Here is a 24,386-nt window from a genome sequence, read left to right on the forward strand (position 1 = left end):
CTCAACACAAATAAGAGAATCTTTTTAATCTTTTAATCCGTGACAAAAAATTCAACACAATGAACAGCCTCTTTCTCATCTTTTAATTTGTGCAAAAAAAATAAGCACAAATAAAAAAGCTGCCAAAACATTAGTATGTTTCGACAGCTCCAAAAAAAAAAAAAAATATCAATCTTTATCTCTAGAAAGAGTATGTTGTAGCAATTAATGCATAGAAAGAGCCTCCTGTTGGTAAAGCATCTTTATCTAAAAAGATATCTTCTGATGATGCATCATATCTTAACTCAGGAATTATTGTTAGTTTTCCAACTTTATAATTCAATGAAACTGTATTTGCAAAAACGCTAGTTCCTGTTAATGTTCCTAAACTTGGAGCAGCATCTTTAGCATCAAAATATTCTATTCTATATGCTAAAAGCAAAGATGGTTTAAATGAATAATTAGCATATCCTACTAACGAAAACCATTCTCCGTCTAAAGTACTGTCAAAATCATTTTTAGTTTTGGCATACGTTGCATTAAACCCAAGACCAAAACTATCACTTATTGTTTTTGAAGCGGTTAAATCAAACTGAGTTTTATTTTCATCAGATGGTACAACTAAACTTCCCGGCGTAGGGTTAGTACTGCCTGTTGTAAAATTCAAATAAGCACTTCCTGTTTCTCCTATATAACCCAATTGTCCTATATATGTTTTTTGGCTTGAACCGGCATCCATTGCTGATTTAAAATCAGTTGGATTTGTTATTCCAAGCATTGCCGTAAATTTTCCTGCGGTATATTGTGCTTTTACCCCAGTATTAAAGAATGGCCCATATGAAAATGCATAAGACATGCTATAGTTTTTATTATCGACTGCATCTAATACTTCATAACCTATATGTGTACCAAAACTACCGGCTACTACTTTAAATTCTTCTGTAATCTGATATGTAAAATATAATTGTTTAATTAAAAATTTTGCGTTAATATCTTTATCTGTTGTTTCATTATATGAAAACTCTCCTGCTCTTTTTCCGAAACCTAAATCGACGAAAACAGAAGCTTTACCAAATGTGTGTGATGCTTCAACAGAAGCCATTCCTAATTCGAATGAATCTTGTGAGTTGGTAAAGCTCGTTAATCCATTCATTTGTTTTGAAAAATCATACTTATAATATGCATCTGCAGATCCTCCCCAGGTCGTTGCAGGTGATGTAGCTGTTTCAGTTTCGTCTTGTGCAAAAGCAAAAGAACTAGTTAACATCGCGGCTAAAATGTGAAAAGCTTTTTTCATTTTTAAATTGGTTTTAGTTAATAATTGATTCTGGTTAGTTAAATCTTTATATATGTATGTAATACTATAAGCCACTTCTAAAACCTCTTTTTCCCCTTTAAAACCTCTTCATTTTCATTAGCGAATTTATTAACTTTTGTATGAGTAAAAGAATTGATATCTGTTTTTTTGACGTTTTAGATAAAGAATTATGGATTACAAAAATTATTTTAACAATAATCGTGATTTGACATTTATAAAGATTTATTTTTGAAAATTCAATAACGGTTTTTCGTAAAAATCCATTAAAAAAACATGGTCAACAACAAAATTGAAGCCATAAACAACCAAAAAACATCTACAAAAAGAAACAAAAACTATTATACCCCATAAAAAATAGGGGGTGTGTTGTTTTTAATTAAAATAAAAGAAAAACAACACCCCCTGAAACCGAAGCTTTATCGGTTATTTTTTTTAATTCAAAATTCTTACAAAATAAATTCAGCCTTAAACTCCAAAAAATGCTTTATGAATGTTATTTATAAACAAAAAAGCCTGCTCAAAAATGAACAGGCTTTAATTATAAAATAATATACAGAAACTATTCTTGCGAATTGTATCTTCTTAAATACTCGCGAACTTTAATTCCGGATTCTTTTAAATCTTCTTTTTTCCATTTTCCTTCAGACTTCGCTGATTTATTCAGGATAGAACAAGTTTCATCTTTATCAGATACAGACCATGTTATCCAGCTTAGTTTACGTTCTTCCATCCAATCCATATATTCCTGCCATGCCTGATAATTTAACGGTCCATCGCCGGTCGCCTCCATTCCTGCAGATTCTGAAACGAAAATAGGCAATCCACTTTTTATAGCTTCATCCGTTTTTTCCCGTAATTCTTTTCCGTGCGTAGCTGCATAAAAATGCATAGTGTACATTAAATTATTGTATCCTTTTATAGGATCTGCTGCCGGAAGATTAACATCCTGATCCCAATGCGGCGAGCCAATCAAAATTATATTGTTAGGATCATTTTCTCTAATAACTTTAATTACTTCTTCGGCGTATACCTTAATTTCCGGCCAGGTTTCTTGATCGGGCTCATTAAAAATCTCATAAATTACATTAGGGTATTTCGCATATTTTTTAGACATTTCTGCAAAGAATTCTTTGGCTTCTTTTAAATTAACATTATGACTATGCCAGTCAATAATTACATATATATCTGATTTTATTGCTCCCTTAATAACCGCTTCAATTTTTTCTTTTGAAAATTGTGGCTCTTTCATATAAGACATTTGCCCTAATTCTATACCCATTGCGGCACGAACAACATTGCAGTTAAAATCTTTTTTAAGCCACGCGACTGCTTTTTCATTATAAAATCTTGGCCACATGCTATGCCAACCAAAACTCATTCCTCGAAGTACAATCGGATTATTATTTTTATCGACCAACTGTGTTCCGGAAACACTAAGCTGACCATGCTTTTTTACAAATTGTGCATTTGAAAAACAAAAAATCAACAAGAAAATAAAAGTAAAAAATTTAGTTTTTGATTTCATTATAATTGATTTACGGAATTAATCTCAGTGTAATTACATCGTGAGGTGCCAGATCTGAAACGAAGTTTTTCTTTGTATTTCCAACTTCTTTATTTTTCCAAAGATCTTTTAATTTAAAAACTGTCTTGCTAAAATCGGCTTCATAACCAAAATCTGCATCCTTAATAATATGTTTTTTCCAATCGAAATTGATCTTTTTAGCAACATCGCTTCTGTTTAAGAAAGTTACAGCCCAATTTCCATCCGATAAAGGTTTAACCCAAACTTCTAATCCATCTTCAGCAGAATATTTAAATCCCTGAATCCCTAATTTATCCTGATCGACAGCTATTAATTCTTTATTAGTCAAAATTGCCAATGTTTCTTTTGACATTTTTCTGAAATCGTTTCCCGCAACAAGAGGCGACGCCATCATACACCACATTGAAAAATGCGATTTATCTTCGGTATCATTCATTTCGTTGCCAACTTCCATCATGTCAAAATCGTTCCAATGGTCGGGACCGGAATATTTACGAATGTCTTTTCGCATTTCGACGATTTTCATAAATCCCCAGGATGACCAATTTTCCGGATGTTTGAATTCACAATCAAAACAAGGATATATATCACCTGAGATTCTCCAGAGATTTCCAACTGGTTTTCCCCATTCCCAAGGCCGATTGTCTCCCCATTCGCAAAGACTGAAAACAATTGGTCTTCCGGCAGTTTTAAGCGCATTGCTCATTGTTGTGTATGCTTCTGGCGCGGTAATTCCTTTTGTATTACACCAATCGTATTTCAGAAAATCGATCCCTAATTTAGCGTAAAAACGGGCATCCTGATATTCGTATCCACGTGTTCCGGGATAACCGGCACAGGTTTGAGTTCCTGCACAATTGTATAATCCAAACTTTAAACCTTTGCCGTGAACATAATCGATTACAGCTTTCATTCCGTTAGGAAACTTTACAGGATCTGGAACCAAATCTCCGTTAGCATCGCGTTCTTTGGTCATCCAGCCATCATCAAGTACAATATAATTATAACCTGCAGCAGCCATTCCCGAAGAAACCATTATATCAGCAGTTTCTTTTACCAGTTTTTCATCAATATTGGTTGCAAAAGTATTCCAGGAATTCCAACCCATTGGCGGAGTCATGGCCAAACCTTCAAATTTTACTCCAGATTGTGTATGTGTATTCCCTTGGCTAAAGCCTAAAAATGAAATACTTAATAGGAATATTAAAATTATTCTTTTCATCATAAGTGAATTTAAAAATATACTATAAAAAAAGTATTCCCTAATTGAGTAGATTAGGGAATACTTAAAACAAAACTCAAAATATATAATCTTATAAAAATCCTATATCATCAAAATAAAGAATGCTTGGATTTCCCGGATCTACCGTAATTCCGTTGGAGTATTCTTTAATAAAAAGCGTATTAAAAGTTGCGCCAACTTTATCTGTTTTCAAGTCAGAGAACGGAATAGAAATATTATTCCATTGTCCGGCTGTTAATGTAACGGTTGTCCCAAACTCATCGGCAAAATCAGAATTTAATGAAACTAAGATTTTAGTACTTTGGGTTGGATAAACAGAAATTTTCAAGTAACCATAGTCAGCTATATTTAACGCATTGAATCCAATATTAAAACCACTCCATGCATCGGCATATTTTTCAATTGCATACGTTCCTCTGCTTACTTTTACTGTACTTTGAAAATCAGAAGCTCCTCCCCAGCCTCCAGAAGATTCTGGTGTTGCAGATCCTGAAAAATCATCTCCGTAAAGTAAAAATTTAACTCCAACAGTGGCCGTATTTGAGGTACCAAAAGCAGTTTGTACCTTTATAAGTGCATAAGATCCGAAATCAGCAGGAACAGTAACCTCAATTTTTGAGTTTGAAACTGTTTTGAATGTAGCCTCTTCTTCTCCAAATTTCACTGAAGTTACATTTACAAAATTGGCTCCATTAAGTATTAAAACATCACCAGGAGAAGCAAAAGCCTGCGAAACACTTGTAATTGATGGTGATGGAGGAATTAATGAAATGACATTATCCAGAACATGTACAAATCCATTTGTTCCATAATAATCCAGACCAACTGCTGCTTTATCAGAACCATTAACTTTTAGAACACCTTCTTCAACTTTTACATCAAGTAAGTATAAATCTGAATTTGCGAGGTTTGCCAATGTTGTTAATTGGCCGGTTTCCAGATAATCTGCCTCAACTCCTGTTAACTTTCCTACTCGTTTTTTGACTCCTTTTACAACATGACTTAAAACGATTTGTTTTAAAACATCGACAGGAACGAGATTAATATCAGGATAACCAAGTGTATTTACATAACCGTTTTTTACAAGAAATGCTTCAAATGCGGCATCTGTTGGCACAAAAAAGGTAAAACTATCTGCAGTATCTAATGTTGTCTCTAATTTTGTTAATCCAATTGCTTTATAATAAAGACTTAGATTCGTATTTGCTTTAAGTAAGCCGTAAACCGAATTATAATTCTGCTCTGCGCCACCAACATCCGGCAGTGAATCGTCGCATGAAGCCGCCATGGCAACCAAACACAAACACATTGCAATTTGCTTAATTTTATATATTATTTTCATAAGTTTATTTTTGATATTAAATCACTTTCTAAAAGATTCCAATTCAATAAATGAAAATCATTAGAAAGTTTTTAAATTATTATTTTAAGACAAAACCAAAATCATCAATAAGAATTGTATTTCCTCCAAAATTTCCAGACTCCTGAAACGTAATTTCTGTTATTTCTGTTGGATTTCCCACTGCACTAAAAGGAATTTCAATATAAGTCCAATCTGTTTTGAATGCTAAACTGAATGTTGCGCCATAATTTCCGTTTACGATCATATTCGCTGTTCCTGTTTTTTCTCCTTTTAAATTAATTCTAATACCCTTATATTTAGTCATATCCACCTTAGTTTTGTCGATACCAACATACAAACCATTCCATCCGCCAGCTTTCCATTGAATACTTTTAGTTCCTTGCTTAGCATCTTTATCATAAGCTACATTATAACCATCGGCAGCATTCCATAAACCATCATATGCTTTTATCGAAGTATAAGCATCATCGTAAATAGCGCTTCCAAAAGATTGCGATGCAACAGTAGTTCCTGAAACATTCGTTATTGATAAGTTTTTGTATTGGATATCATTTGGAACCTGAACTTTAATTTCTGTCAAAGTAGAAGATATTGGTTCTACAGTAGTAGTGCCAAAATTAACTACAGGTCTAAGAAAATATTCTCCTGTTATGGTAATAATATCACCTGGATTTGGGTTAATTGGAAATCCATTAATATTAGGAAATGGAGGTCTTATTTTTACATTATATACTAATGTACCAATGTTGGTTACGATTTTTAATTCGTCCATTTCGTTGTAATACGGTGTTTTTTGGTCTACACTAACTACAATAGCATTATCGGTAACAAAAGTTGGATTAAAAGCAGACTCTAAACCATTAAAAGAAATCGATTTTAAAGTTGCAAAACCGGAACCTCTAATAATATACGTATTTCCTGCATTAATGACATCAGTAGGTACATCAACTTGCCTGTCACCTTCTATTAAAGGATCATCAATAACTGATTTGCTAATTCCGGTAACGGCTAAAGTACCCGATGAACCTCCATCATCATTGGAGCAAGCACTTAGTAAGATTAAAATTGAAGCCAGAAAATAAAACTTCAACAACATTATATTTTTTAGATTTTTCATAATTGTTTTCTTTAAAGTTTATTTAAAAACATAAGGAACCGGAGCTTCTTTTAATTTTGGATTTTTTCTAACATCATTTGCTGGTTTAGGAAAAATAAAATCTGTTTCTACCGGCGTATAATGTTTTACTCCTTCATAATCTGAACCTCTGTCTTGTTTCGAAATAATATCAATTGCCTCTGCTCTTGGTAATCTGCCTAAATCATACCAGTACTCTCCCTCAAAAGCAAATTCAACTCTTCTTTCATGAAATAAACCTGTATGTGTCAAAGGTGTATTTGCATCTAATTCGCTCAAACCTGCTCTTTTTCTAACAAGATTGTAAGATGCTTTTGCAGCAGCATTATTAGTTTCATCTGCACCTGCCATAATTGCTTCGGCATGAATTAATAAAAGATCAGCGTAACGCATGATATAATTACAATTACTCATAGACGCCCAGTTGTCTGCAGGTCCCGTTTCTCCGGTAGCCTCACCTACAACATATTTTTTTACTGCCGCACCTGTTGCATCCAAAGCGCTTGGATATTTTGTTTTATCAAGGGTGAAACCAACAACGCCGTCTCCTTGCATTCCAGGATATGTGTCACCGTAAATCATATACGATTCTTTCCTTCTTACATCTCCGGTTTCAAATGCTTCCTGAATATCATTTGAAGGAACGTAAACAGCTCCATAAGATGCATTGTTTAAAATTTCCAAACCATATTGAACATTCGATGGATTCCCAGCCTGATACTCATTTACAGCACCAGACCATTGCCATGAATAAATAGACTCTTCGTTATTGTTTTTGCTTGTTAAAAATAAATCTGAATAATTTGGTACAAGTGCAAACTCGCCAGAATTAATTACTTTTTCTGCCATTATTTTTGCATTTGGATAATCTTTTTGATAAAGATAAATCTTTGCCAAAAATGCTTCAGCAGTTCCCTGAGAAACAAAAACATTTTCTGAACTTGCGCCTCTGGCTCTAACTTTTGCTTTAAGATTTGCTGCTGCATATTTTAAATCATTTTCAATAAATTTATATACATCTTCAATTCTGTTATTGTTTACCAACGGATTTTTTGCAAGCGCTAAATTATCCTCAATAATTGGCACAGGACCAAATAAACGAACTAAATAGAAATAAGAAATTGCTCTGAAAAAATGCGCTTCTGCAATTGTATTTTTTATTACATCAGGGCTTACACCAGCTTTAGCATTATTATTTAAATTATTAATCAAATCATTTGATTGCGCAACAACTCCAAAACATGATCTCCAAGGATCTGATAATATATAACTATCAGAAGTTAATTTAAACTGAATAACTTCATTTCCATCAACATTAGACCAGCAATTTCCCGAAGACATTTCTGAAAGTGCAAAAAAACATTTTGTAAAAAATGGCGCCCACATTCTTCCATACATTCCATAAGTAGTACGCTGAACTTGTTCATCTGATGTATAAAAGTTATCACTTACATAACCATCCTGAGTAGGTCGATCTAAATAATCTTCACTACATGAAGCAGATAAAGTAAGCAAAACGCAAAGCGCTACGCTTTTAAAATTTATTTTATATATTTTCATAATCGTTTTATTAAAATTCTACATTCATTCCTAAAGTAATTGTTCGGTTCGTTGGGTAACGTCCGGAATCAATCCCGCTCAATAAAGCATTTTGGTTATAATCTCCAATCTCCGGATCATAACCTGTGTATTTTGTGAAAGTGTATAAATTTTGAACACTTGCATAAAATCTAAGTTTACTTAATTTAGTTTTAGAAATAACATCCGATGGTAAGCTGTAAGCAAAAGTTAATTGCGAAATTTTCAAATAAGAACCATCTTCAACATAACGGTCAGAAATTGCAATATTTGGATGTCCGTCTCCGCCATCAGGTCTCGGATATTTAGCATTCGGATTATCCGGGGTCCAAAAATCAGCAGCTTCAGCCAATTGGTTTTCATATAAACGCTGATTTTTTGTAGCAGCTCTTCTGGTAAGGTTCATTACTTTATTACCTTGAGATCCTGTAAGGAAAATGGTAAGATCAAGATTTTTGTATCTAAATGAATTTGAAAAATTATAAGTAAATTTAGGTGCCGGATTTCCAATATAAGTCAAATCTTTTTCATCAATCAATCCGTCTTTGTTTTGATCTACATACTCAACATCTCCCAAAACACTTTTTACTGCTTTGTTTCCTGTAAATGGAATTGGTGCATTTGCCAATTGCTCATTTGTTCTGATAATTCCAACCGTTTGATAGCCGTAAAACTGACCTATTGGCTGACCAACTTCACTTTTTGTTACCGTTTTTGTGGTATAACCATTAACCTGAACATCTTTAATTAAGTCAAAGTTATCAACCAGACTCAATAATTTATTGTTGTTTTTTGCGAATGTAACCGTAGCATCCCAAGAAAAATCTTTACTAAAATTGTTAGAATATTTTAAAGTAGCTTCGATACCTTCATTTCTTAAACTTCCTAAGTTTACTGTAGGAGCCGCCAAACCACCTTGATATTGTTCTAAACCTGTAACATAAGTTGGCAAAGGCAATACAAACAAAAATCCTGATGATTGTTTTCTATATACATCTACACTTGCATTTAATTTAGATTTAAACAAACTAAACTCTAATCCCAGATTGGTATCTTCTGCCGTTTGCCATGTCAAATCAGGATTCGCAATATTACCTGCCGTAAAGAAATTTCCTAAAGCCGATTTAATGGTTTGGATGTTAGAAGCGTATAATCCGCCGCTAATATTTTGGTTTCCTGTTTCTCCATAACTTGCTTTCAATTTAATATTATCTACAAAGTCTTTTGTTCCTTCCATGAATTTCTCATTAGACAATTTCCAAAATCCTGAAATCGAAGGAAAGTAACCCCATCTTTTATCTTCTGCAAAATTAGAACTGCCGTCAGCTCTTATTGTAGCCTGCAAATAATATTTATTGTCATAATTATAGTTAAGAGAACCTGCAAAAGAGTACAAAGCATTTGCACCTTTATATTCGCTCGCTACCAAAGTCTTTTGATCTCCAAGGTTTATAGAGTGTACATCATTACTTAACAATCCGCTTATAGACTGGCTTCCGCCAAACCAATGAGAATCGTTTGCTTCCTGAATCCCCATTAAAGTAAAATTATGTTTTCCTAAAGAAGTATTGTATGTCAACATATTTTTAAGCGTTAAACCATACCAGGTATTCGCTCTTTCCTGAAGATGATTAACTTTATTTACAGCTGCTCCCCATGTATAAGTAGGCTGAAATCCATCAAAATTTTGAATATTGGTAGAACCACCAAAATCAAAACGATAATCCAATCCTTTAGCCAATCTAATGGTAGAATAAAAATTACCCTGAAAATTCTTTTGAACCAATTTATTGGTATTCATCAAAGTACTTGCAACCGGATTAATCCAGGCTCCCTGCGATCCGTCTTTTGGCGGACCAGCATAAGTTCCGTCTAAATTTTTAACCGCCACATCAGGAGTCGATAATATTGTAGTACCAATAATACCATCGCTATAGCCTTCGATAGTTATATTTTGATTTGTTATACCAGCTGTTATAGAAACGCCCATTGTTAACCAATCTTTTACCTTTGATTCCAGATTAGTTTTAAAAGTATATCTTTTAAAATCAGACCCAATAACAACACCTTCCTGATTTAAATATCCCCCAGAAATATAATAATTGTTGTTATCTTTTGCTCCTGAAAAAGACAATTGGTGACTGTTCATTAAAGCAGTTCTGTATATTTCGTCCTGCCAGTTTGTCCCACTACCCAAAACAGAAGGTACTGCAAACTCATCTCTTGGCGCAACACCATAATAACTTGCCAATGCATTTTGCTGTGTGGCGTATTGGCTTAAATTCATTGTATCTAGCAATCTCGTAACCTTTTGAGTAGAAAGTGCTGTGTCATAAGTTATTTTTCCTGTACCTTTTTTACCTCTTTTAGTCGTAATAATTACAACTCCGTTTGAAGCTCTTGAACCATAAATTGCAGTTGCTCCGGCATCTTTTAAAATATCCATGGTTTCAATATCACTAGGATTCAAAAAAGCCAGTGGGCTATTGGTTACAGAACCTGTATTTGTACCTATATAACCACTTACAATTGTTCCTCCAGTTGACTGATTTGTTGCATCTCCTGAAATAGGAAGCCCATCTACAATATACAAAGGTTCATTTGATCCGCCTAAAGAGGCAGCACCACGAATTTTTACAGAAACATTTCCTCCCGGCCTGCCAGAGTTATTTGTAACTACAACACCTGCAGCTCGTCCTTGCAATAATTGTTCTACCGTAACTTGTTGGGAATCTTTAAAATCTTTGGCTGTTACAGTAGAAATTGAACCCGCAACATCTTTTCGTTTCTGGCTTCTATATCCTACGTTTACAAGTACTTCACGCAAATCTTCAGCACTAAGCTTTAGAACAACATTTATTTTACCTCCGCTTTTAACGTTTATAGTTTGGGAAACGTATCCAATAAATGAAACCGAAATATTTGAATTTACAGGCACATCAATAGAATAATTTCCATCAAAATCTGTAGAGGCAGAAATTTTACTTCCTACGACCATTATATTGGCTCCGGGTATAGAAAGTCCCTGAGCATCAGAAACTATTCCTGTTACTTTTACCTGAGCCGTAACAAAATTACATGTCAGTAACAAGAATAAAATCAAAGGAACTAATCTGTGGTTAGCGTTCCAATGAATGAAGTTAGTCATTAGTCTTTTCATAATAAATGTTTGGTTAGTTTAAATTTGTTATTCATAATTCAGTAATAAAGGGTTGTGGTTTACTTTCTAAATTATTTAACAAATCTATAACACAAGAAACGATTAAATTAATAGTATTATATCATTTGATGATAATATTTTTACTATAGCGCTTTAAAAAAACATATATGAAAAATAAAATGTATCTTTTTTACATTATTCGCAATGACCTACCCTTAAACAACTTGAAATTATAAATAAAAATTAACGAATGAGCGAAATGCAAACGTTTTCGTTAAAAATAATATTTGTTTGTGCAAAAAAAGTATCACTATAAAATTCGCTTTAATCCAGAAAAATCTTCCCTATACTGACTTGGTGTACAGTTTTTAGTAGCTTTAAAACTACGATTGAAGTTGGCAATATTATTAAAGCCTGATTTAAAGGCAACTTCAGAAACACTCATGTCTTTTTCTACAAGCCAGCGAGCTGCATATCCTATCCTAATATCATTTATGTAATTGACAAAAGTTTTTCCGGTGCGCTTTTTAATAAAGCGGTTAAATGAAATAATAGACATGCTCGCAACATTAGCAACATCCTCTAAAGTGATCTTTTCGGCAAAATGTTTCTGCACATATTCATAAACCAATTTCATTTTATCATAATCATCAAACGTATCATAATCTACTGTATAAGTAGAAAGCAGACGCTGATTTCTTGAATTTGCCAGATCATATAATAAAGAAGTAATTTCCAAAAAGTAGTCCATACCATCTAGTTTTGAGAGTTTTACTAGTCTTGGCGTTAATTCTTCAGTAACTTTTTTAGAGAATAAAATACCATGAATCGATCGATTAAACATATCACGGATCGGATTCATAATTCGTCTCGACAATAAAGATTCATGAAATAAATCATTATGGAACTGAATCGTAATTTCATGTATTTTTTTACTCGTGCACTTACTAAGCTCCCAACCGTGATATAAATTGGGACCAATCAAAACCAGTTCAACATTGTCAATTTCTTCAATATTATCTCCAACAACACGCTTCACTCCTTTTCCGTTTAAAATAAAATTGATCTCAAATTCCGGATGATAATGCACCGGAAAATCAAAATTATCTTTTACTCTGTCAAACACCAAAAAGCTGTCTCCCGCAGAAAGCGGAGCAATTTCTCTGTAAAAATTCTTAGCATTACTCATCCTGAAAACTGTTTTATAAAAATGATACTCAATTTTTTATTTGCAATAATATGATATATAATTGATAAAATAATATTAAATAGACTATAAACATCCGTTTATCTTTGAAAAATAGAATTATCATTATTTCAAAAACAACATCAATAATAAACATTAATCATTTTTAATAATATATCTTTTTAAAGTTTTAATAATTTTATATAAAAAACAATATCAAATTAAAGATCGAAAATTGAATTATAAAAAAGTCATTATTAATTTACCTTTTTATATCATATTACAGGAAAACAACTAAACTCTAAAATGAAAAAAAACATAATAACCTTAATAATTGCAGTATTTATAGGCGGTTCTTGTTCTTCTCAAAATAATAAGGCTAATACTAATTTGTCACTTTCAGATCATAAAGCAACACCTGAAACCGTTTCTCTATACAAAAAACTCAATAAACTAAGTCAGAAAGGATTTCTTTTCGGGCATCAGGACGATCTTGCTTATGGTGTAAAGTGGAAATATGAAGATGGCAGAAGCGATATAAAAGATGTTGTTGGAGATTACCCCGGAGTTTATGGCTGGGATTTGGCAGGGCTGGAAAAAGACAGCCCTAATAATATCGACGGAATTCCATTTACCAAAATGAAGCAATATATAGAAGAAAGTCACGAAAGAGGCGGAATTACAACTATAAGCTGGCATTTTGACAATCCTGCAACTGGAAAAAGTGCCTGGGATAACACACCAAATTCATTGAAAACAATTTTACCAGGCGGAGAAAATCATCAAAAATTTACCGTTTGGCTAGATAAAGCAGCAGCTTATTTGTTATCCTTAAAAGATAAAAAAGGGAAAAATATTCCAGTTCTTTTCAGACCCTATCACGAACTTACCGGCGGTTGGTTTTGGTGGGGAAAAGGAAACTGCACGCCGGAAGAATTTAAAGCTGCATGGAAATTTACCTTTGAATATTTACAGAAAAAAGGAGTTCACAACCTGATTTATGTCTACAACACAAGCAGTTTCAACACAAAAGAAGATTTTTTAGCTCATTATCCCGGAGACAATTACGCAGATATGATAAGCTTTGATTCTTATCAGAATAATGACGACAAAGAGGGACAAAAATTCATCACCGAAGTTCAAAATCAGTTGAAAATCATTAACGAAATTGGCATTGAAAAGCACAAATTAATTGCTGTTGCAGAGGCTGGTTATGAAGCAATTCCTGATCCAAAATGGTGGACAGGTACTTTACTGAAAGCCATTGGAGATTATAAAATATCGTATGTTTTATTATGGCGAAATCACGGCTGGCAGGAAAAAGAACAAAAAATGCATTATTACGCACCCTATACCGGACAAATAAGTGAGAAAGATTTTGTTGATTTTTATAATTTGGACAAAACTTTATTTGAGAAGGATATCAATAAAAATTGAGAATTAAAAATTAAAAATCCGCTTAAATCCGCGTCATCCGCGTGCTAAAAATTCAACACACAGAAACATTAAAACAACTAACCAAATCTAACCACAACCATAAAAAAAGACCTAAATGCACGATAAAATTAGTTTAAAAGAAAAAATAGGTTACGGTCTTGGAGATGCCGCATCATCCATGTTCTGGAAAATTTTCAGTATGTATCTTTTATTTTTCTATACAGATGTTTTCGGATTAGCACCTGCCGTTGTAGGAACCATGTTCTTGATTACCAGAATCTGGGATTCCTGTTTTGATCCGATTGTGGGAATCATTGCCGACAGAACAAAAAGCAAATGGGGAAAATTCAGGCCCTATTTATTATGGGTTGCCGTGCCTTTTGCCGTAATTGGCGTATTAACTTTTTACACACCTGATTTTGACGAAAAAGGAAAAATAATCTACGCTTACGTAACATATTCCGCAATGATGATGATCTATTCGTTAATCAATGTGCCATATGCATCCCTTTTGGGCGTAATGTCCTCTGACCGAAAAGAAAGAACCACTTTATCATCTTACAGAATGGTTTTTGCCTTTGGCGGAAGTCTTTTGGCACTTTGGTTAATCGAACCTTTAGTACAATATTTCGGCGGAAGCCTAAATTCCAAAACAGGCTGGCTGGCAACAATTTCCGTTTTTGGGGTTATAACAACAGCTTTTTTCTGGGGATGTTTTTTCTTTACCAAAGAAAGAGTAAAACCAATTGGTGACGAACAGGCGAATTTAAAAGAAGACTTAAAAGATCTGCTACAAAATAAACCCTGGTGGATTTTACTCGGAGCCGGAATTGGTGCTCTGGTTTTCAATTCCATTCGTGATGGAGCAGCCGTTTATTACTTTAAATATTATGTAAGCAGCAGTGTAAACTTCGATTTTTCACTTTTCGGAACCGATTTTCATATGACGCCAACTTCTATTTATTTGGTTCTAGGACAAGCAGCAAATATCATCGGAGTTATAATTGCAACGCCAATTGCAAATAAAATTGGCAAAAAGAAAACTTTTTTGGGCGCAATGGCATTGGCTGCACTTTTAAGTTTAGTTTTCTATCTCTTCGGAAAAGAAGATGTTTTCTTAATCATGAGTTTCCAGATTTTGATAAGCATTTGCGCAGGTTGTATTTTCCCGTTAATCTGGTCAATGTATGCCGATAGCGCCGATTATTCAGAGTGGAAACAAGGCCGCAGAGCCACAGGTTTGGTTTTTTCTGCCTCCTCAATGTCACAAAAATTTGGCTGGACAATTGGCGGTGCGGGAGCAGGATGGCTTTTAGGTTATTTTGGTTTTCAGGCCAATGTAGAACAAACCGTTGCCACCCAAAACGGAATTCAATTAATGTTAAGCATACTTCCTGCTCTGGCAGCATTTATATCAGTCGCTTTTATTTTTTTCTATCCTTTATCTGAAGAAAAACTTCAAACGATCGAACAGGATTTAAATGAAAAAAGAGACCTGACAAATTAAAATATTACGGATACAGAAATCGATTTATATGACTACAATAACATCTTCGACTATTTTTCAAGACAGAAAAATAGCATTAGAAAAAGAACATACAACACTGATTGAGCAAAAAAATAAGCCTCAGGATCAGGCTGGAAACGGAATATATGAACGTTACAAAAACCCGGTTGTGACTGCAGCTCACGTACCATTAAACTGGCGTTTTGACCTCAACGAAAAAACAAATCCTTTTTTGCAGGAACGAATTGGCATGAATGCTGCTTTTAATGCCGGAGCCATCAAATGGAACGGAAAATATTTACTAGCCGTTCGTGTAGAAGGAATCGACAGAAAATCTTTTTTCGCTATAGCGGAAAGTCCAAACGGTATCGATAATTTTAAGTTCTGGGAAAAACCATGTGTAATTCCACAAACTGAAGAACCGGATACAAACGTTTACGACATGCGTTTGATCCATCATGAAGATGGCTGGGTTTACGGTATTTTTTGTACCGAAAGAAAAGATCCAAAAGCACCAAAAGGCGATACCAGTTCGGCTGTAGCCAATGCCGGAATCGTACGCTCAAAAGATTTAGTAAATTGGGAAAGATTGCCCGATTTAATTTCAAATACCGGACAACAACGCAACGTGGTTTTGCATCCCGAATTTGTAAACGGAAAATATGCTTTATACACACGTCCACAAGATGGATTTATTGATGTTGGTGCCGGCGGCGGAATTGGTTTAGGTTATGTTGAAGATATGACAAACCCAATTGTAAAGGATGAAAAAATCATCTTCGGAAAACAATATCACACTATTTACGAATTGAAAAATGGTCTTGGCCCAGCTCCTATCAAAACAGAAAAAGGCTGGCTGCATCTCGCACATGGAGTTCGTAATACCGCTGCAGGATTACGCTACACTCTTTATATGTTTATGACAGATTTAAACGACATTACAAAAGTAACACATGTTCCGGCAGGTCATTTTATGGGGCCAGAAGGCATTGAAAGAGTTGGCGATGTATCAAATGTTTTGTTCTCAAACGGATGGATTGAAGACAACGACGGAACCGTTTACATCTATTATGCTTCATCAGATACGAGAATGCATGTTGCTGTTTCATCAGTTGCAAAACTGGTTGATTATGTTACCAATGCTCCCGCAGATACTTTTATTTCTGCAGGATCTGTAAAAACGATCATCAATCAAATTGAAAAAAATAACGCAATATAATTCACCGTGTCAACAAAACTAAAGCAACTTAAAACCGAATTATCAGCTGAATTGGATTCAATTTTAGACTATTGGTCAAAAAATTCAATCGATACTAAAAATGGTGGTTTTATTGGTCAGATTGATAACGATGAAAATGTTATTGAAGATGCAGAAAAAGGTTCTGTTTTAAACGCCAGAATTTTGTGGTCGTTTTCGTCAAGTTATCAAATCACAAAAAATGAAGAACACAAAGAGATTGCAAAACGCGCTTTTGAGTTTCTTTCAGCCTATTTTTATGATGTTGAATTTGGCGGATTATTTTGGAGCATCAATGTTGATAAATCACCAAAGGATACAAAAAATCAAATCTACGCTTTAGCTTTTGCCATTTACGGACTGTCTGAATATTATGTTATTTCTAAAGATGAAAAAGCTTTGGCAATAGCTATAAATTTATATTTAAGAATAAAGAAAAATAGTTACGACCCAACAAACAAAGGTTATCTGGAAGCTTTTACAAGAGATTGGCAATCTATCGATGATTTGCGTTTGAGTGAAAAAGATGCCAACGAAAAGAAAACAATGAACACACATTTGCATATTGTTGAGGCATATGCAAATTTGTTTAAAGTTTGGAAGGACAAAGCCCTTCAAAACGATATTATCGAATTATTACAAACTATAGAAGAACATTTCATCAATACCGAAACCGGACATTTACGTTTGTTTTTTGATGAAAACTGGATCGAAAAACCAGATGTGATTTCATACGGTCATGACATCGAAGCAGCGTGGCTTTTGCTGCAATGCGCCGAAATTTCTGAAGATGAAACTTTAATCGCCAATTACAAAAAACACGCCATTCAAATGGCAGAAGTGACCAAAGAAGGTTTAGATACTGACGGCGGTTTATGGTACGAATTTGATCCCGAAAAGAATGAACTAATTGCCGAAAAACACTGGTGGGTTCAGGCCGAAGCTTTAATTGGTTTTTACAACGCTTATCAATTAACAGGAAATGAAATTTATTTAGATATAGTTTTGAAAAACTGGGATTTTATAAAAAACCACATTCTGGACACTAAAAATGGCGAATGGTTTTGGGGTATTTATCGCGATAATTCCCTGATTGAAAAAGACAAAGCCGGATTCTGGAAATGTCCGTATCATAATAGCCGGGCTTGTATGGAACTTATTCACCGCATTAAAACAGCATAAAAATGAAAAGTACTTTTCTCAAAATAGCATGTTTAAGTCTTTTTGTTTTGCCTTTTATAAATTGTTCTTCGGATAAAGAAGCAGAAAATGAAATTATAGTAGATCCTCCTACACAGGATGATGCTTTGACAACGCAAAATGTTACCAATTATATGGTTGATGCTAATGCTACAAAAGAAACTATAGCTTTATTTTATAACTTAAAAAATCTTGCAAAAACAAAAGTTGCCATTGGTCAGCAAGATGCTTTTAATAGTTTTTACCAAGATGTTGCAGGCGACTCTGACATTAAGAAAAATACAGGTTTTGATCCAGCCGTTTTAGGCTCTGATTTTATGTTTATTACCGATAAAAACAACAATAATCAGGCTGATAACTGGTTTTATCAGCAAGAAATAAAAATTACAAATGATGTGAAAATTGCTTACGCCAAAGGCATGATAAATACTTTTAGCTGGCATTTGAGAGAACCTAACAATGAAGATTCTTTTTATGCTGCCGATATGTCATCGGAACAAAAAACCACTGCTTTTAAAAGTATTTTGCCTGGCGGAGCAAATCACGAATGGTACAAGAAAAAACTCGATAAAGTTGCCAGCGTTGTTTTAAATTTAAAAGGCGCAAATGGAGAATTGATTCCGATAATTTTCAGGCCGTTTCATGAATTTGACGGAAGCTGGTTTTGGTGGGGCGCTAATTTTTGTACTGCCGATGAATACAAAACCGCATATCAATTTACGGTTGATTATTTGAAAAACACAAAAGGCGTTCACAACATTTTATATGCATTTTCGCCTGACAACTCCTATACTACCGAAGCCAATTATTTAAGCCGATATCCAGGAGACAAATATGTAGATATTCTGGCAATGGATAATTACGGAGATTTTGATAATCAAGGTTCTGCCGGAGCTGCAAAAGCAAATTTGAAACTAAAAACTATTTCTGATATAGCGAAAACGAAAGTAAAAATCGCCGCTTTGTCCGAAACTGGTTTTCGCGTTACAAGTTCTAATTCGCCTATAACGGATTGGTTTTCGTATTATTTATATAGTGCGTTAACATCAAATAGCGTAGAAATCAGTTATGTAATGTTCTGGAATAACAACACTGACGGCTATTATGTCCCGAATGGTTCTGTTTCGAATGCTGCTGATTTCAAGACATTTGCAGAAAAGCCAAAATCGGCATTATTGAATTCGCTGCCGAAAATGTATGAATTACCGAAGTAAATTAGTACAGAAATAGCACGCGGATTTGACGGATTAAAACTAATTTACACAGATTTATTCTTATTTTTTGTCTTTTTTTGTCATTCCGAGGAACGAGGAATCTTCGTAAGAAGCTCGACAAAGATTGGCGATTCTCTGGATGGAGTTACTTGCGGAGATTCCTCGTTCCTCGGAATGACAAAACAGTGGAATTGGAATCAATTAACGAAACTGACAAAAAAGAACTTCTTATGAAACCTAAAGCCATAGCCCTGATAGAAGTGAAAATCCTTTTGTGAAATGAAATGGAACAAAAGATTGTAACGGATAGCAGGAAATAGCTCCTAAAAAAGATAATAATGAAAAACACATTTTTAAAAACCTTCGGATTAGCTTTAATTTTTTCTGTAGTCGCTTGTAATGCGCAGGAAAGAATTACGGTAAAAGGAACACAATTTTATAAAGGCGACAAACCATATGCCTACATTGGAACCAATTATTGGTACGGAAGTTTGCTGGCTTCAAAAAAAGTGGGAGACCGAAAAAGATTGCTGCGCGAACTGGATTTCATGCAGAAAAACGGGATTGATAATTTGCGTGTTTTAGTTGGTGCCGATGGCGGAAAATACGATTTTACGGTTCGACCGGCGCTACAATACGAGCAGGGAAAATATGATGATGATTTGCTTGACGGATTGGATTTTTTGATTGCTGAAATGAGCAAACGTAAAATGTATGCGGTTTTGTATTTGACGAATAACTGGGAATGGTCTGGCGGAATGTCGCAATATCTGGAGTGGAATGGCAAAGGCACAATTCCGGTTCCGAATATTGCTCCAAATACCTGGCCTCAATTTATGTCGTATACCGAACAATTTCATAGTTGTGAACCTTGTATGAAAGCTCTGGAAGATCATGTTAAATTTATTATTGGAAGAACAAACAAATATTCTAAAAAGAAATATAACGAAGACAACACCATTATGGCGTGGCAGGTTGGAAATGAACCAAGACTTTTTACGGTTGAAAACGAAACGAAATTTACGGTTTGGCTAAATAATATTGTGAATTTGATTAATAGTTTAGATAAAAATCATTTGGTTTCGACTGGTTCTGAAGGAAAAAACAGTTCGAATGACAGTATGGAAATTTTTGAACGCACACATCAGAATCCGAATATCGATTATTTGACGATGCATATTTGGCCTAAAAACTGGAATTGGTTTAAAGCAGAAAATGCTGAAGCCACAATAGCAAAAACAATCGAAAATGCAGGAAAATATATTGACGATCATATTAAGGTGGCTAATAATTTAAAAAGACCGATTATTATTGAAGAATTTGGTTTACCAAGAGAAAATGAAAATTTGAATGCGGGAGCTTCTTCTGTTTATCGCGATCAGTTTTACAGTTATATTTTTGGAAGAGTTCTGGAAAGTCATAAAAATGGCGGTCCGTTACAAGCAGCAAATTTCTGGGGATACGGTGGCGAAGGAAAAGCGGTCAACGAAACTGGAAAATGGAATCCCGGCGAACCGCTAACAACAGATCCTCCGCAAGAACCGCAAGGATTGAATTCTGTTTTTAATGGAGATAAATCGACTTTGGAAATTGTGAAAAAATACAATAAACAATTGAAGTAGTTAAAATTTTAAACCATATAAGTTCGTTTAAGAGATTATAAGCTGAACTTTGCGCTATTAACTAAATGAACTTATATAACTTATATGGTGAAAAAAAATCCCAACATGAAAAATCTATTTGTTCTTTTTTGTTTCTTTTTCTTAAACCTTTCTTTTTCGCAAAAGAAACAGGATTTTGTTTTGAATTCTCCTAACGGAAAAATTGAAATTAAAATTGCTGTAAATGATAAAATTTCGTGGACAATTTCGCATGAAAAAGATTTGATTTTGGCACCTTCTGAAATGTCTATGACTTTAGACGGAAATACTGTTTTAGGAAAAAATGCTGTAGTTATAAATTCGAAAAAAGAAAGTGTTGATGCTTCATTTGAAACTCCATTTTACAAAAAGAAATCGGTTCAAAATAAATACAATCAACTGGTTTTAGATTTTAAAAATGATTTTAGTATTGAATATCGTGTTTTTGATGATGGCGCTGCGTATCGTTTTATTACCAGAAAGAAAAAAGAAATTACAGTAATATCTGAAGAAGTTGTTTTAAATTTCGATCAGGATTACAATACTTTAATGCCGTATGTTCGTGATTTAAGAAATCCGAAAGATCCATTTATTTCATCGTTTGAATCGCATTATGAGAACAAAAAAATAAGCGAATTTGCAAAAGATACTTTGGCCTTTCTACCTTTTTTAATTGATTATAAAAATCATAAAAAAGCGGTTTTTCTTGAGGCGAATTTAGAAGATTATCCAGGCTTATTTGTAACGAATAATAGTTCTAAATCTGGTTTTGAATCACGCTTTTCTAAATATCCGTTAAAAGAAACAAACGGTGGATTTAACAACCTCAACAAATTAATTACCGAAAGAGCTGATTATTTGGTTAAAACCAAAGGAACCCGAGTTTTTCCATGGAGAGCGATTGTAATTTCTGAAAATGATTCGGCTTTAGTCAATAATGATATGGTACAGAAATTATCTGAACCATCAAAAATAAAAGACGTTTCGTGGATTAAACCCGGAAAAGTAGCCTGGGATTGGTGGAACGACTGGAATATTTATAATATCGATTTCAAAGCCGGAATCAATACCCAAACCTATAAATATTACATTGATTTTGCCTCAAAAAACAAAGTCGAATATGTGGTTTTGGATGAAGGCTGGAGTGTAGAAACCGACATTATGAAACACAATCCTAATGTAGATTTAGAAGCCTTAATCGCCTACGCAAAAGAACGAAACGTTGGTATTATTTTGTGGAGTTCGTGGATGGCGTTAAACAATAATATTGATGGTATTTTTGAGAATTACGCTAAACTCGGAATCAAAGGTTTTAAAGTTGATTTTATTGATCGCGACGATGCCAAAATGGTGAATTCCGTTTATGATATTTCTCAAAAAGCAGCGAATCACAAATTGCTTTTGGATTTTCACGGCATGTACAAACCAACCGGAATTCAGAGAACTTATCCGAATATTCTAAATTTTGAAGGTGTAAAAGGATTAGAAAACAATAAATGGACACCAAACGACGATGTGCCATTATACGATACAACAATTCCATTTATCAGAATGATGGCCGGTCCAATGGATTACACACCGGGCGCAATGCGAAATGCAACCAAAAGCGAGTTCAAACCGAGTCATTCTAATCCAGTAAGTCAGGGAACGAGATGTCATCAGCTGGCACTTTACACCATTTTTGAAGCACCTTTGCAAATGATGGCCGACAGCCCAACGGCTTATATGAAGGAAAAGGAAAGCACTGATTTTATTGCTAAAGTTCCGACTACTTTTGATGAAACAGTTTCCTTAAATGGCGAAGTTGGAAAGTTTGTAACAATAGCCAGAAGAAAAGCAAACACATGGTATTTAGCCTCCATCACCAACTGGGATTCACGAGAAATAACAATTGATTTTTCTTTCCTTCAAAAAGGCAAAAAATTCGAAGCTGAAATTTTCTCTGATGGATTAAATGCTGATAAAGCTGCAAACGATTATAAAAGAGAAATTATCACGGTTGATTCTAACACGAAATTAAAATATAAATTGGCAAGTGGTGGCGGTTTGGCAATGATTATAAAATAATATTCAATTCAACGTTACGTGTAAAACCCTACAGGTTTTAAAAACCTGTAGGGTTTGAATATTGTAATAAATTATTTCAAAATGCTTTCAATCGCATTCAATTCATCTGATGTAAAATCAAAAATTTGCAGACAATCAATATTATTATTTAACTGTTTTACAGAACTTGCGCCAATTAAAACTGAGGTAATTCGTTTGTCTTTCATCAGCCAGGCCAAAGCCATTTGTGCTAAAGATTGGTTTCTATTTTTAGCAATTTCATTCAGCTGAACTAATTTCTGAATTCTTTCTGCCGTAACCTCATTTTCTTTTAAATGTCCGTTCGGATTATGCGCTCTTGAGTTTTCCGGAATTCCGTTTAAATATTTATCTGTTAAAAGTCCTTGTGCCAAAGGCGAAAATGCAATGCAGCCTACTCCTTTTTCTTCCAGAACATCTAACAATCCATTTTCCACCCAACGCTCTAACATGGAGTATTTTGCCTGATGAATTAAACATGGCGTTCCCAATTGTTTCAAAACATCAACCGCAACACGCGTTTGCTCTGCCGAATAATTACTGATTCCAACATACAATGCTTTTCCGCTTCTTACGGCATAGTCTAAAGCCTGCATGGTTTCTTCAATTGGCGTTTCGGGATCTGGTCGATGCGAATAAAAAATATCGACATAATCGACTTTCATTCTTTTTAAACTTTGATCTAAACTTGACAGCAAATATTTTCGGGAACCCCAATCGCCATAAGGTCCATCCCACATAGTGTAGCCGGCTTTTGTCGAAATTATGATTTCGTCACGCAGATTTCCCTGAAAATTATGCCAAAGGATTTTACCAAAATTAGTTTCAGCAGAACCTGGAACGGGTCCGTAATTATTGGCTAAATCAAAATGGGTAATTCCTTTATCAAAAGCTTCGACAGCAATACTTTCAGCATTATCAAAATTATCTACAGAACCGAAGTTATGCCATAGTCCTAAAGAAATTTCAGGTAATAATAACCCGCTTTTTCCGCATCTGTTATATTTCATTGTTTTAATTTATAGGTTGTAGTTTTAATAGATTTTAAAAATACAAAAAACTCCCGAAGTTTTGCCACAAAGACACTAAGACGCTAAGCTTTTTATTCAAATTAAAAATCGCCACGAATTCACGAATTAATTGTTTAAAAATTCATGGAGAAAAATAAACTACAATAATTAAAAATCTAATTCGTTTTTAATATTTTAAATTTGTTTAAATAATAAAACTATGGAAAATAGATCCCAAAATTTAATTTCGATAAACCCAGATATCAGATTTGGCAAACCTACAATTACAGGAACCAGAATTTGTGTTTCAGATATTCTTTTGTGGTTGTTAAAAGGAATGTCTTTTGATGAAATTATTGAAGATTTTCCTCAATTAAAAAAAGAACATATTCTTGCTGCTCTGGTCTTTGCTTCTCAAATATAATAACTCTCGCAGATTTTGCAGATTTAGGAGATAAAAAATCTGTCGAATCTGCTAAATCTGCGCGAAAAAAAAATCGCCAAAAATTCACGAATTTTTAAACAATCAATTCGTGAATTCGTGGCGA

17 protein-coding genes are annotated in these 24,386 nt (G+C 34.1%); 8 read left to right on the top strand and 9 right to left on the bottom strand.

The features are described 5' to 3' along the window. Positions 1–181 precede the first annotated feature (181 nt). The 8 genes from AC4FQ3_RS11590 to AC4FQ3_RS11625 form a co-directional block, all read right to left on the bottom strand. A complete protein-coding gene (locus AC4FQ3_RS11590; RefSeq protein WP_042565261.1) occupies positions 182–1,276 on the bottom strand; it encodes an outer membrane beta-barrel protein in 1,095 nt (364 codons plus the stop codon). Between the two features lie 580 nt (positions 1,277–1,856). Next, entirely contained in the window at positions 1,857–2,822 is a 966-nt protein-coding gene (locus AC4FQ3_RS11595) for a glycoside hydrolase family 5 protein (protein ID WP_491181952.1), read from the bottom strand. Between the two features lie 10 nt (positions 2,823–2,832). Then, positions 2,833–4,068 carry a glycoside hydrolase family 27 protein gene (locus AC4FQ3_RS11600; protein ID WP_491181953.1) on the bottom strand — a complete coding sequence of 412 codons (1,236 nt, stop codon included), beginning with the start codon at positions 4,066–4,068 and terminating at the stop codon, positions 2,833–2,835. Positions 4,069–4,156: 88 nt separating this feature from the next. Continuing rightward, complete coding sequence (locus AC4FQ3_RS11605; RefSeq protein ID WP_491181954.1) at positions 4,157–5,428, bottom strand: fasciclin domain-containing protein; 1,272 nt, start codon at positions 5,426–5,428, stop codon at positions 4,157–4,159. A 79-nt stretch (positions 5,429–5,507) separates the two neighbouring features. Then, positions 5,508–6,566, bottom strand: coding sequence for an IPT/TIG domain-containing protein (locus tag AC4FQ3_RS11610; RefSeq protein ID WP_491181955.1), 1,059 nt, complete (start codon positions 6,564–6,566; stop codon positions 5,508–5,510). Between the two features lie 18 nt (positions 6,567–6,584). Beyond that, a complete protein-coding gene (locus AC4FQ3_RS11615; RefSeq protein WP_491181956.1) occupies positions 6,585–8,144 on the bottom strand; it encodes a RagB/SusD family nutrient uptake outer membrane protein in 1,560 nt (519 codons plus the stop codon). A 10-nt stretch (positions 8,145–8,154) separates the two neighbouring features. Then, positions 8,155–11,322: a SusC/RagA family TonB-linked outer membrane protein gene (locus AC4FQ3_RS11620; protein ID WP_491181957.1), complete on the bottom strand. Its 3,168-nt coding sequence runs from the start codon at positions 11,320–11,322 to the stop codon at positions 8,155–8,157. A 310-nt stretch (positions 11,323–11,632) separates the two neighbouring features. Then, positions 11,633–12,511, bottom strand: a complete 879-nt coding sequence (locus AC4FQ3_RS11625) for a helix-turn-helix domain-containing protein (RefSeq protein ID WP_042565242.1) — start codon at positions 12,509–12,511, stop codon at positions 11,633–11,635. Between the two features lie 303 nt (positions 12,512–12,814). On the opposite strand from AC4FQ3_RS11625, the gene AC4FQ3_RS11630 reads away from it, so the two are divergent. From AC4FQ3_RS11630 to AC4FQ3_RS11660, 7 genes are all read left to right on the top strand, one after another. Beyond that, a complete protein-coding gene (locus AC4FQ3_RS11630) occupies positions 12,815–13,945 on the top strand; it encodes a glycoside hydrolase family 26 protein (RefSeq protein WP_491181958.1) in 1,131 nt (376 codons plus the stop codon). 115 nt (positions 13,946–14,060) lie between these two features. Then, positions 14,061–15,452, top strand: coding sequence for an MFS transporter (locus tag AC4FQ3_RS11635; RefSeq protein WP_042565240.1), 1,392 nt, complete (start codon positions 14,061–14,063; stop codon positions 15,450–15,452). A gap of 28 nt (positions 15,453–15,480) precedes the next feature. Then, positions 15,481–16,671: a glycoside hydrolase family 130 protein gene (locus tag AC4FQ3_RS11640; RefSeq protein WP_491181959.1), complete on the top strand. Its 1,191-nt coding sequence runs from the start codon at positions 15,481–15,483 to the stop codon at positions 16,669–16,671. Between the two features lie 6 nt (positions 16,672–16,677). Continuing rightward, the gene (locus tag AC4FQ3_RS11645) at positions 16,678–17,871 is read left to right on the top strand and encodes an AGE family epimerase/isomerase (protein ID WP_491181960.1); all 1,194 of its coding nucleotides are present in this window, start codon (positions 16,678–16,680) and stop codon (positions 17,869–17,871) included. 2 nt (positions 17,872–17,873) lie between these two features. Further along, complete coding sequence (locus AC4FQ3_RS11650; RefSeq protein ID WP_491181961.1) at positions 17,874–19,103, top strand: glycoside hydrolase family 26 protein; 1,230 nt, start codon at positions 17,874–17,876, stop codon at positions 19,101–19,103. A 338-nt stretch (positions 19,104–19,441) separates the two neighbouring features. Beyond that, positions 19,442–20,725, top strand: coding sequence for a glycoside hydrolase 5 family protein (locus AC4FQ3_RS11655; protein ID WP_491181962.1), 1,284 nt, complete (start codon positions 19,442–19,444; stop codon positions 20,723–20,725). Positions 20,726–20,830: 105 nt separating this feature from the next. Next, the gene (locus AC4FQ3_RS11660; protein ID WP_491181963.1) at positions 20,831–22,810 is read left to right on the top strand and encodes a retaining alpha-galactosidase; all 1,980 of its coding nucleotides are present in this window, start codon (positions 20,831–20,833) and stop codon (positions 22,808–22,810) included. 71 nt (positions 22,811–22,881) lie between these two features. On the opposite strand, the gene AC4FQ3_RS11665 is transcribed toward AC4FQ3_RS11660, so the two are convergent. Next, the gene (locus tag AC4FQ3_RS11665; RefSeq protein ID WP_463460112.1) at positions 22,882–23,838 is read right to left on the bottom strand and encodes an aldo/keto reductase; all 957 of its coding nucleotides are present in this window, start codon (positions 23,836–23,838) and stop codon (positions 22,882–22,884) included. 220 nt (positions 23,839–24,058) lie between these two features. Between AC4FQ3_RS11665 and AC4FQ3_RS11670 the strand changes: the two genes are divergently transcribed. Beyond that, positions 24,059–24,262, top strand: coding sequence for a DUF433 domain-containing protein (locus AC4FQ3_RS11670; protein ID WP_073395398.1), 204 nt, complete (start codon positions 24,059–24,061; stop codon positions 24,260–24,262). Positions 24,263–24,386 lie beyond the last annotated feature (124 nt).

The organism is Flavobacterium sp. AK-345 (genome assembly GCF_058310175.1).

Excerpts from the sequence above, each read along its gene's own strand:
- AC4FQ3_RS11600 (WP_491181953.1), bottom strand. The coding sequence starts at position 4,068 with ATGATGAAAAGAATAATTTTAATATTCCTATTAAGTATTTCATTTTTA.
- AC4FQ3_RS11665 (WP_463460112.1), bottom strand. The coding sequence starts at position 23,838 with ATGAAATATAACAGATGCGGAAAAAGCGGGTTATTATTACCTGAAATT.
- AC4FQ3_RS11625 (WP_042565242.1), bottom strand. The coding sequence starts at position 12,511 with ATGAGTAATGCTAAGAATTTTTACAGAGAAATTGCTCCGCTTTCTGCG.
- AC4FQ3_RS11640 (WP_491181959.1), top strand. The coding sequence starts at position 15,481 with ATGACTACAATAACATCTTCGACTATTTTTCAAGACAGAAAAATAGCA.
- AC4FQ3_RS11610 (WP_491181955.1), bottom strand. The coding sequence starts at position 6,566 with ATGAAAAATCTAAAAAATATAATGTTGTTGAAGTTTTATTTTCTGGCT.
- AC4FQ3_RS11590 (WP_042565261.1), bottom strand. The coding sequence starts at position 1,276 with ATGAAAAAAGCTTTTCACATTTTAGCCGCGATGTTAACTAGTTCTTTT.
- AC4FQ3_RS11655 (WP_491181962.1), top strand. The coding sequence starts at position 19,442 with ATGAAAAACACATTTTTAAAAACCTTCGGATTAGCTTTAATTTTTTCT.
- AC4FQ3_RS11620 (WP_491181957.1), bottom strand. The coding sequence starts at position 11,322 with ATGAAAAGACTAATGACTAACTTCATTCATTGGAACGCTAACCACAGA.
- AC4FQ3_RS11670 (WP_073395398.1), top strand. The coding sequence starts at position 24,059 with ATGGAAAATAGATCCCAAAATTTAATTTCGATAAACCCAGATATCAGA.
- AC4FQ3_RS11595 (WP_491181952.1), bottom strand. The coding sequence starts at position 2,822 with ATGAAATCAAAAACTAAATTTTTTACTTTTATTTTCTTGTTGATTTTT.
- AC4FQ3_RS11615 (WP_491181956.1), bottom strand. The coding sequence starts at position 8,144 with ATGAAAATATATAAAATAAATTTTAAAAGCGTAGCGCTTTGCGTTTTG.
- AC4FQ3_RS11605 (WP_491181954.1), bottom strand. The coding sequence starts at position 5,428 with ATGAAAATAATATATAAAATTAAGCAAATTGCAATGTGTTTGTGTTTG.
- AC4FQ3_RS11660 (WP_491181963.1), top strand. The coding sequence starts at position 20,831 with ATGAAAAATCTATTTGTTCTTTTTTGTTTCTTTTTCTTAAACCTTTCT.
- AC4FQ3_RS11650 (WP_491181961.1), top strand. The coding sequence starts at position 17,874 with ATGAAAAGTACTTTTCTCAAAATAGCATGTTTAAGTCTTTTTGTTTTG.
- AC4FQ3_RS11630 (WP_491181958.1), top strand. The coding sequence starts at position 12,815 with ATGAAAAAAAACATAATAACCTTAATAATTGCAGTATTTATAGGCGGT.
- AC4FQ3_RS11635 (WP_042565240.1), top strand. The coding sequence starts at position 14,061 with ATGCACGATAAAATTAGTTTAAAAGAAAAAATAGGTTACGGTCTTGGA.